The sequence below is a fragment of the Terrabacter sp. RAF57 genome, assembly GCF_052113925.1.
Lineage (GTDB): Bacteria > Actinomycetota > Actinomycetes > Actinomycetales > Dermatophilaceae > Terrabacter.
Genome location: NZ_JBFRDT010000042.1, coordinates 1 through 8,077, shown reverse-complemented (window position 1 = coordinate 8,077; position 8,077 = coordinate 1). Strand labels below are relative to the sequence as shown.

Annotated in this window: 9 protein-coding genes; 6 read left to right on the top strand and 3 right to left on the bottom strand. The window is 68.5% G+C overall.

The window, feature by feature from the left end:
- A partial coding sequence (locus AB4Y83_RS22405) for an integrase core domain-containing protein (RefSeq protein WP_442298240.1) occupies positions 1–139 on the top strand: 139 nt, incomplete at its 5' end.
- Positions 140–397: 258 nt separating this feature from the next.
- Here AB4Y83_RS22405 and AB4Y83_RS22400 read toward each other — a convergent pair.
- Complete coding sequence (locus tag AB4Y83_RS22400) at positions 398–1,264, bottom strand: LLM class F420-dependent oxidoreductase (protein WP_442298239.1); 867 nt, start codon at positions 1,262–1,264, stop codon at positions 398–400.
- Between the two features lie 248 nt (positions 1,265–1,512).
- Here AB4Y83_RS22400 and AB4Y83_RS22395 point away from each other — a divergent pair, with 248 nt between their 5' ends.
- Together AB4Y83_RS22395 and AB4Y83_RS22390 are read left to right on the top strand one after the other, a co-directional pair.
- A complete protein-coding gene (locus AB4Y83_RS22395) occupies positions 1,513–2,097 on the top strand; it encodes a methyltransferase family protein (protein WP_442298238.1) in 585 nt (194 codons plus the stop codon).
- A gap of 274 nt (positions 2,098–2,371) precedes the next feature.
- Entirely contained in the window at positions 2,372–2,752 is a 381-nt protein-coding gene (locus AB4Y83_RS22390; protein WP_442298237.1) for a hypothetical protein, read from the top strand.
- An 84-nt stretch (positions 2,753–2,836) separates the two neighbouring features.
- Here AB4Y83_RS22390 and AB4Y83_RS22385 read toward each other — a convergent pair whose 3' ends face one another.
- A complete protein-coding gene (locus tag AB4Y83_RS22385; protein ID WP_442298236.1) occupies positions 2,837–3,319 on the bottom strand; it encodes a hypothetical protein in 483 nt (160 codons plus the stop codon).
- A gap of 515 nt (positions 3,320–3,834) precedes the next feature.
- Between AB4Y83_RS22385 and AB4Y83_RS22380 the strand changes: the two genes are divergently transcribed.
- The 3 genes from AB4Y83_RS22380 to AB4Y83_RS22370 all read left to right on the top strand — a co-directional run bounded on the left by AB4Y83_RS22380 (position 3,835) and on the right by AB4Y83_RS22370 (position 6,872).
- Complete coding sequence (locus tag AB4Y83_RS22380; RefSeq protein ID WP_442298235.1) at positions 3,835–4,935, top strand: sensor histidine kinase; 1,101 nt, start codon at positions 3,835–3,837, stop codon at positions 4,933–4,935.
- Positions 4,932–5,603: a response regulator gene (locus AB4Y83_RS22375; RefSeq protein WP_442298234.1), complete on the top strand. Its 672-nt coding sequence runs from the start codon at positions 4,932–4,934 to the stop codon at positions 5,601–5,603. Before AB4Y83_RS22380 ends, AB4Y83_RS22375 begins: the two co-directional genes overlap by 4 nt.
- 78 nt (positions 5,604–5,681) lie before the next feature.
- Positions 5,682–6,872: a hypothetical protein gene (locus AB4Y83_RS22370; protein WP_442298233.1), complete on the top strand. Its 1,191-nt coding sequence runs from the start codon at positions 5,682–5,684 to the stop codon at positions 6,870–6,872.
- Between the two features lie 139 nt (positions 6,873–7,011).
- On the opposite strand, the gene AB4Y83_RS22365 is transcribed toward AB4Y83_RS22370, so the two are convergent.
- Positions 7,012–7,386 carry a hypothetical protein gene (locus AB4Y83_RS22365; RefSeq protein ID WP_442298232.1) on the bottom strand — a complete coding sequence of 125 codons (375 nt, stop codon included), beginning with the start codon at positions 7,384–7,386 and terminating at the stop codon, positions 7,012–7,014.
- Positions 7,387–8,077: the final 691 nt, after the last annotated feature.

Sequence of the window (8,077 nt, the reverse complement as noted above, 5' to 3'; positions counted from 1 at the left end):
CTGCTACACCTCAGAGGACGAGCGACGGGCGGCCCTGCCAGCATGGCTCCACGAGTACAACCACCACCGACCCCACACCGCCTGCGGGAACAAGCCACCCATCACCCGCTTAACCAACCTGTCGGGTCAGTACAGCTAGACCCGCAGTCGCCCCATGGCGCTCCCTCGGGACGCTCCGGGGCGGCTTCCCCAGCACGCAGGCGGCCGCGCGCAGGTGACCGTCTGGCGGAGATGTGACGCACCCCCACGTCGGCGAGTGGTCGGCTGACCGGTCTCGACGTGGCGCCCGGACAGCAGCGCGGCGCCTTGAGCACACCGTCACGTGTGTACGAAGAACCGGGTCGCGAGGTAGGTCAGTCCGGACGCGAGCAGGACGTCGCTTCTGGGTGAGGAGGGGTCATGGCCGGTCGAGTGCGTTCGCGACGGTGGAGAGAAGGCCGATGTGCTCGTCAACGGAGTCCAGGCCACGGCCCATGGTCACGATGGAAACGTGTGTCCCGCCGGCTCGTTGCCACGCCTCGATCTGATCGGTGAGGTCGCCGATCTCGCCCCAGGGCGCCATCACGTACTCGCCRCCGAAGGTTTCTGTCAGCCTGCCCTGTGCGCGCACCAGATCCTGGACCTTGTGCCAGTCGTCGGTGGCGTGGTCGATACCGCCGCCGGAGAAGATGAATCCGTCGCCCAGCCGGGCGGCCCGCTCGAACRCCGCCTCGCTGGATCCACCCAGCCATATCGGGACCGAACGCGTCGGCTTCGGCACCAGGGCGGCTCGGTCAACCCGGTCGAAGCGGCCGGCGAAGTCGACAACCGGTTCGGTGAACATTCGGCGGAGTAACTCGATCTGCTCTTCCTGCCGGGCGCCTCGGCTTCGGAACTCTTGACCCAAGGCCTGGTACTCCACCGGGCTCCAGCCAACCCCGACCCCCAGGCGCAGCCGGCCGCCAGAGAGCAGATCGACGTCGGCCGCTTGCCGGGCCACCAGCGCCGTCTGACGCTGCGGCAGGATCAGGACCCCAGTCGCGAACTCGATCCGCTTCGTCACCCCGGCGAGATACGCGAACATCACGAACGGGTCGTGAAACGGATCCCGTTCGGTATAGGGACCGGTCAGCGGTGGCGTCCGGCCAGCGTGGACGGCGCCGAGGACATGGTCATAGGCGAGCAAGTGGTCAAAGCCCAGCTCCTCGACCGCCCGGCCAAATGGCAGGACAGCTGTCGGGTCTCCACCAAGCTCGATCTGCGGATACACCACACCGATCTGCACACACGCACCCTCCCACGCTGTCCCTGGACTCAACACCAGAAGCAGTCGACCCTCGCTGACCATGTCACTGCCGACGTACGGGTTGTACGCCACGAACGGGCGTTGCCCCCGTCTCGCTGCCACCGTGTCCCCAACGCAGGCTCGCGGCGGTCTGTCGCCGGGCGTCAACGCGGTCATCGGCGCTTGGACGGACGTCTCGTCCTCTGCGCGGCATGCCCGGACACGCTATGACTGGAAGACTGGTTCGCGTGGTGACGCCCTTGATTCAACAGGAAACCTGGGCTCGGCTGGTGGTCGGTGTCAGCGTCGCTGCATTCGCTGTAGGCGAGTTCTCTCAGGTGGTGAAATGGCGTCGCGGTGCCTCGCGCACGGACGTCCGAGGTGAAGTGGTGTTCCGAGTGATCTTCTTCGCGGGCATCCTCATGCTGCCGCTCGCCCAGGCCCTCGCGCCCGAAGCCGTCCTCGATGGTGCTGGTGTATTCGTAGTGGGAACAGTGATCGGTTGGCTCGGCCTACTGCTGCGATGGTGGTCGTTCGCCACCTTGGGCACGTACTTCACGACCGTGGTGAAGACCTCTCCCGATCAGGTGGTCGTCGAACGCGGCCCCTATCGGATACTGCGGCACCCCAGCTACACCGGCCTACTAGCGGCGTTCGTCGGCTGTGGCCTGATCCTCGGGAACTGGGTGGGCACCGCTGCGTGCCTCCTGCTGATCCTGGTTGGGCTCATCTACCGACTACTGCGCGAGGAGCACGCGATGATCGACAGTCTTGGAGCCGCGTATCTGGCGTTCGCCAAGGACCGTGCGCGTCTGGTCCCCTTCATCTGGTAACAGGCAGATCCGAGGGGAATGCGACCTCGGAATGTTCCAATGGATTCGACCGCTCCGGGCATATGCGTGAGACGCATACGCCCATGAGGCGGCGGGGTGACGCACCCCAATCGGGCTGGGTGAGCGTGTCAGCGGGAGTCCAGGCCGCGACCCTCGGCGACGACCTGGGCAAGGCCAGCTAGAGCTGGGGTGCCCCAACCATGCGAGGTGTGTCGGACGTTGACAGGATCGTCGACGAAGGTTCTGATCACGGGTGCAGCATCAGGGAGCCGCAATGACCGTCCGATCGGAGGTCTTAGCCTTGGCCGCATTTGGACCACTAGCGCCAGAAGTGGAGTGGGACGAGCAGTCAATCGAGGACTTCGCCGCGGCGATCGAGGCGGTTCCCGTGCCGATCTCCGCTGAGGAGCGCGAGGCCCTGCTTCCGTTGTTCGATCGACCATATGAGGACTCGGTGTGGGGCGTCGCCTGGGGAGTGCTTCATTTGCTGGAAACTGCACCTGAGGACGGTTGGGAGCTCCGCCTCCCGAGGGCAGCAAGCTACTGGTACGACCTGCTCGCGGTGCGCTGGGAGAACTACTTAGCCAGCCGGATCCGCGCTAACGTCAACGAGCTATCGGCGGCAGTTGCGGACGTTCTCGCACCGCATCCATGAACCGCGAGATGGCGTCTCGGTAGGCGGTGCGGCGTCCACCGTTAGTCGTAGCGGACCTTTGCACCAAGTGACCGGCGAGCGTGGTCACGCCAGCGCAGCTTCTACCTTGGCGATGACAGCCGTCTCGTTGGGTGAGGTGTCGTCGGCTGCAGCCGCGGCGTCACGACAGCTTTGTAGGACCATGGCGCGGTAGCCGTCGACGAGCTGGGGAGCCTTTGCCCGCAACAGCGAGACCGCTTCGCCCAGTAGCGCCAAGGTACGGGCTTCGACGTCCGCGGGCGTACCCTTCGGCATCTCGGGGAACCCGCCCTTGCCGACCAGGGCGGCGACCTCTGGGGGTGAGCCCGCGATCGCCTTCGACGCGGCGAAGGACTCCTTGATGCTGTCGAACATGCCCTTCTCCGCGCGTGACACCCACGCGCTTGCCAGCATCGCGGCCGAGCGCAGGGTGTGGTGCTCGGCGTCGGTGAACCCGGTGGCGTCCTGGGTTTCGGCCGGTGGGGTTGGTGTGCTGCTCGCAGCGGCCGCGGGTGGCTCGGAGGGCTGCGTCGAGGGGGTGTCGGTCATCGTCGGCTCCTGTTTGGTGTGGTGGGGACGGAGGTCATCCACCCCTGATCCTGCCCGGTGAGCCGGCCGGGTGCCGTTGGTTTACGTCGCGAGTTCCCCGCGCCCCTGGCCGGCGCGGTCTGGAGTCGCGAACGTGGACGGTACGAACGTCGCCTCTGGAGTCGTCCCGACGACGGACGACGGCACAAGGACACTTTCCGGTGTCCGTGAGGAGTCCCGCCTGTTGGGCGGTCGCAGAGTTCCTTGGTCTTCGGACGAGGCGGCTTGCACAGGGACCTGGACAGTCCTGAGGGTTCGACGAGGTTTGGTCCATGCGCAACATGCGGCTACTTGTTTCATTGAGCGGCGCAGGCGGAGGCGAGAGCGCGCCCACCAACTGCAGGCTCTAGGCGACTGCCTCGACTGCCGTCATCCGTGGGTGGAGCACCCCGGCACGAGTGACCGACAGCCGAGCCACGACGCGAGCGCCGTCGAAAGGGCCGCGCATCGGGCCCGCGGGGTGCGAGGCTGGACCCGTGAACCGGGCCCTGCCGATGCTGGCCGTGGCGGCGCTGTTGGTGATGTTGCTCGAGACCGCGCCGCACGAGAGCGTCGTGTTGCCCGGCGTCCTTGGCACGGTGTACGTGGCGTGGTCGGAGCTCGGCTACCGCTGGGCCCAGCGCCACGGGCGGCCCGCGGCCGTGGGGTACCTGCTCGTCGCGCTCGCGCTCGGCTTTGCCGTGTTCGACGTAGCAGGCGCCGGCGTCGGCAGCACGCTGCTGCTGCTCGTGGTCGTCGTCCAGGCGGTCGTGCTCCTCCCGCTGGGTTGGGCGGTGGGCGTCGCGCTGCTCGTGCCGTTCGTCCACGTCGGGATGCCAATGGCGGACGGGCTGCGACAGGTGGTGGCCACGGCCCTCGCGTGCGCCTTCGCCTTCGTGCTCGCCGCCCTTCACCTGCGCGAGCAGCAGGCGCGGTCCGAGCTCGCCGTCGCCAATGCGCGGCTGCATGAGCTGGGTGCCCAGACCGAGGAGCTCGCGACGATGCGCGAACGAACGCGGGTCGCGCGCGACATCCACGACGGTCTGGGCCACCACCTCACCGTGGTAGGGATGCAGGTGCAGGCGGCGAGAGCCGTGCTGGCCAGCGACCCGGACAAGGCCGACCGGCTCCTGGGCCAGGCCGAGGAGCAAGCCCGCCAGGCCTTGCGTTCGGTCCGCGAGTCAGTGACCGCCCTGCGCGAGCCGCGCCCGGCCGAGCCGTTGCCCCAGCAGCTGCGGACCCTCGCGGCCGAGGTCGCCGCGGCCGGCCTGCCCACCGAGGTGGACGTCGAGGGCGAGGAACGCCGACTGGAGGGCGACGCCCAGGTGGCGCTTTACCGCGTCGCCCAGGAGGGGCTCACCAACGTGCGCAAGCACGCGAACGCGCACGCGGCCACCATCCGGCTGTCGTACCTTCCGGACGTCGTCCGCCTCGAGGTCAGCGACGACGGACGCGGCGTCGACGGCGCTATCGACCGCAGGAGTGGCGGGTTCGGCCTCATCGGCATTCGCGAGCGCGCGGAGCGACTCGGTGGCTCCCTCACGGTCGAGTCGACCCCGGGCACCGGCCTCGCCGTCCGAGTGGAGCTGCCGGCATGACCCTGAGGAGCCACGGAGCGGTACGCGTCCTGGTCGTTGACGACCAGACGCTGTTCCGCGAGGCGCTGACGACCCTTCTCGAGGTCCGCGAGGAGGTCGCGGTCGTCGGTGCCGCCGAGAACGGCGCGCAGGCGCTCGACCTGGTCGACGCGCTGCATCCCGACGTCGTGCTCATGGACCTGCGGATGCCCGTCCTCGACGGTGTCGCGACGACGACACGGCTCACCGTCGAGCATCCCGACGTGCGGGTGCTCGTCCTGACGACCTTCGACGGCGACGACGAGGTGTTCCCGGCTCTACGCGCCGGTGCCGTCGGCTACCTGCTCAAGGACGCCACCGCGTCGCGACTCGTCGAGGGCGTCCTCGCCGCCGCGCGCGGGGAGTCCGTCCTGCAGCCCTCGGTCGCGGCCAAGGTGCTGGCCCGGATGAACCAGCTGCCCGACGTCCCGGACGCGCCGCGTCCGCAGCCGCTGATCGACCCGCTCACCGAGCGCGAGCTTGACGTCCTGCGCGCCGTCGCCGACGGGCTGAGCAACCGGGAGACGGCGGCCCGTCTCTTCCTGTCCGAGGGCACGGTCAAGAATCACGTTACGAACGTGCTGGCCAAGCTCGGCGTCCGCGACCGCACCCAAGCCGCGCTCCGGGCTCGCGCACTCGGACTGCTGTGAGGGTCACGCGCGACGGGTGACCCACGTCATGACTTCCGGCACGTCCGGAGACCAGCCATCCCCACCGAGCATCGAGACATGACAACGCTCTCGACCCTCGATGCGGACCTCGCACCTCGCGACACAGTCCGCCGCTTCCTCCGTTCGCGGTTCGTCCGCTTCCTCACCGCCTACGTCGAGATGACGATCGCCATGGTCGTCGGCATGGGCCTCTTCGGCGCCCTCTGGGACGCGGTCTGGCCCGGCCTCACGAGCAGGCCGGCAGCGATGGCCCTCACGATGGCCTTTGACATGACCTTCGGCATGGCGGCCTGGATGTGGGTGCGCGGCCACGGCCGTCGCCACATCGCCGAGATGTCCGCAGTCATGGTCCTGCCCTTCGTCGTCCTGCTCGTGCCCTACTGGCTCGACTTTCTCTCCGGTGGAGACCTGATGACGTGGGGGCACGTCGGGATGTACGCGCTCATGGCTGCCTACCTCGCGTGGCGCCCACACACGCACGACGCCGACGCCCCGCACCCGGCCGACACGCCGGCCGACGCCCTGCACACCGCTTCCCGAAGCGGCCCGCGCCCCGCGCTGGTGTCCGCGGTCCTGCTCGTCTCGGGTGYGGCCCTGGCCGTTGTCGGCGGCGTCCTACACCCGCACGAAGAGCCACCAAACTCTCACGCAGCCGTCTTCGCCGAGTATGCCCGCAGCACCGACTGGGTGTGGGTGCACTACCTCCAGTTCGCTTCGGCGGCAGTCGTGGTCGCGGGTTTCCTCGCCATGGGCCAGGCCCTGAGCCGGGCCGGCGTCGCCCCGCTGCTCGTGCGCCTCGGTGATGCGGCGGCCGCCGCCACCGCAGCCCTCATCGCGGCCAACATGGCCGTCGACGGCGTCGCGCTCAAGCGGGCCGTCGACGCGTGGGCCACCGCCGGGCCAGCGGACCGGGCGTCCCGGTTCGCTGCGGCCGAGACCGTCCGCTGGCTCGAGTGGGGCGTCAACTCGTTCTTCCTCCTCCTGCTCGGAGTGACCGTCCTCGTGTTCGCTGCGGCCCTCCTTCGGCAGGCGCACAGAGGGACGCGCGTGCGACTGGCCGGTATGAGCGGGGCGTTCGCGGGCGGGCTGCTCGTCGTCAACGGGCTCGCGGTCGGCGCCCACGGCTTCGAGCCCTCGACCTTGCCGCTCGTCGCCACCGGGCTCTACGTCGTCATGGCGCTCGGCATCCGGCCGCTGGACCGGCTTGTCCCGCAAAGGGATCCGGTCGCCCGGGCCGTCGACCTCTAACGCCGCCCGGACTCGCCCGAAGGTCGGGCCGAGGACCACCGTCCCCGGCCCGACCGGGCAGGCTCTGAGCCCGGCTCAGCAGATCCCCGCCCATTGCCTGGTCCAGCGCTGGCCAGCATGGCTTCGAACTGCAGCTGGGTCAGTCCAGTGTCGGTGACTCGGCGGGCACGTTCGGGCGTCGGACGTGCTCGGCCGGTGAGTGCGCGAGGACAGCGTCGATGACGCAGGTTCGATAGAACCCGGCGACGACAGCGATGCGGCGACTCACGGTGGAAGGCTTGTAGCGGCAGGCCTCCTGCATCCCGCGGATGTAGAGCTTGAGGTGGGGCCGTTCCGCGGTCAGCGGGTCCAGGCTGTGACTTCTGCACCAGTTCAGGTGTGCGCGCAGGTCGGACTCGGTGTGAACCCGGGACTGGCTTTTGAATCGGGCCAGGTAGGCGGCCGCCGCGCGTCTGAGCGTGTCGGATTCGGGCGGCAGATCAGTCTGGACCAGAACGTTCTCGTAGGTGTTCATCTGCAAGCGTGACCCCGGTTCGATACTCGGGACAACGTCCGCAACCGCGCCACGAGCGGCATAGAGAGACGTTCTGCGCGCTCGGGTCTGGCGTGGCGAACGTCCTCCTGATGCGCTTGTCGGGCTTAGTGTCCCATCGCATCGAAGGAGGACGTTCAATGTCTCACGGTAGTGGTGTTTCTCGCGGGGATCGGAACTGGAACGCGAGGCTTTCCTGGCTGCGAGAGGCGGTCCCGGTCACGAACGCGATCGTGGGGTCGACCTGGCCGACCGCAAGTAGATGCTCGTCGCGACCGATCACGACTCGAAGGTGCTGGCGCGGCGGACGTTCCGGTGCAAGGCGGCGGCATGGTCGGAGACCCTCCGACGAGCGGACTGAGGGTAGGACGGCTCCCATGGGCCTCACGGGCTGACGCACTCCATCCAACGTTCGCGCCTTTGCGGCACGTCGCGGGACTGCGTTGTGACAGCGGTCGGGCCCGTCCGGCTGGACGGGCCCGATCTTGGGTCTCACCGATGCGGTGAGGGACGGGGGACTGCTGACGCTCTGGTTGACAGGCGTGGTGTGGGGTTTCAGGCCGCGTGTGCGGCTGCGTAGATGGTCTCAAACTCGATGGGCGTTAGTTTGCCGAGGGGTCGTTGTCGGCGTCGGCGGTGGTAGGTCCTTTCGATCCAGGTGACTCCAGGTGAC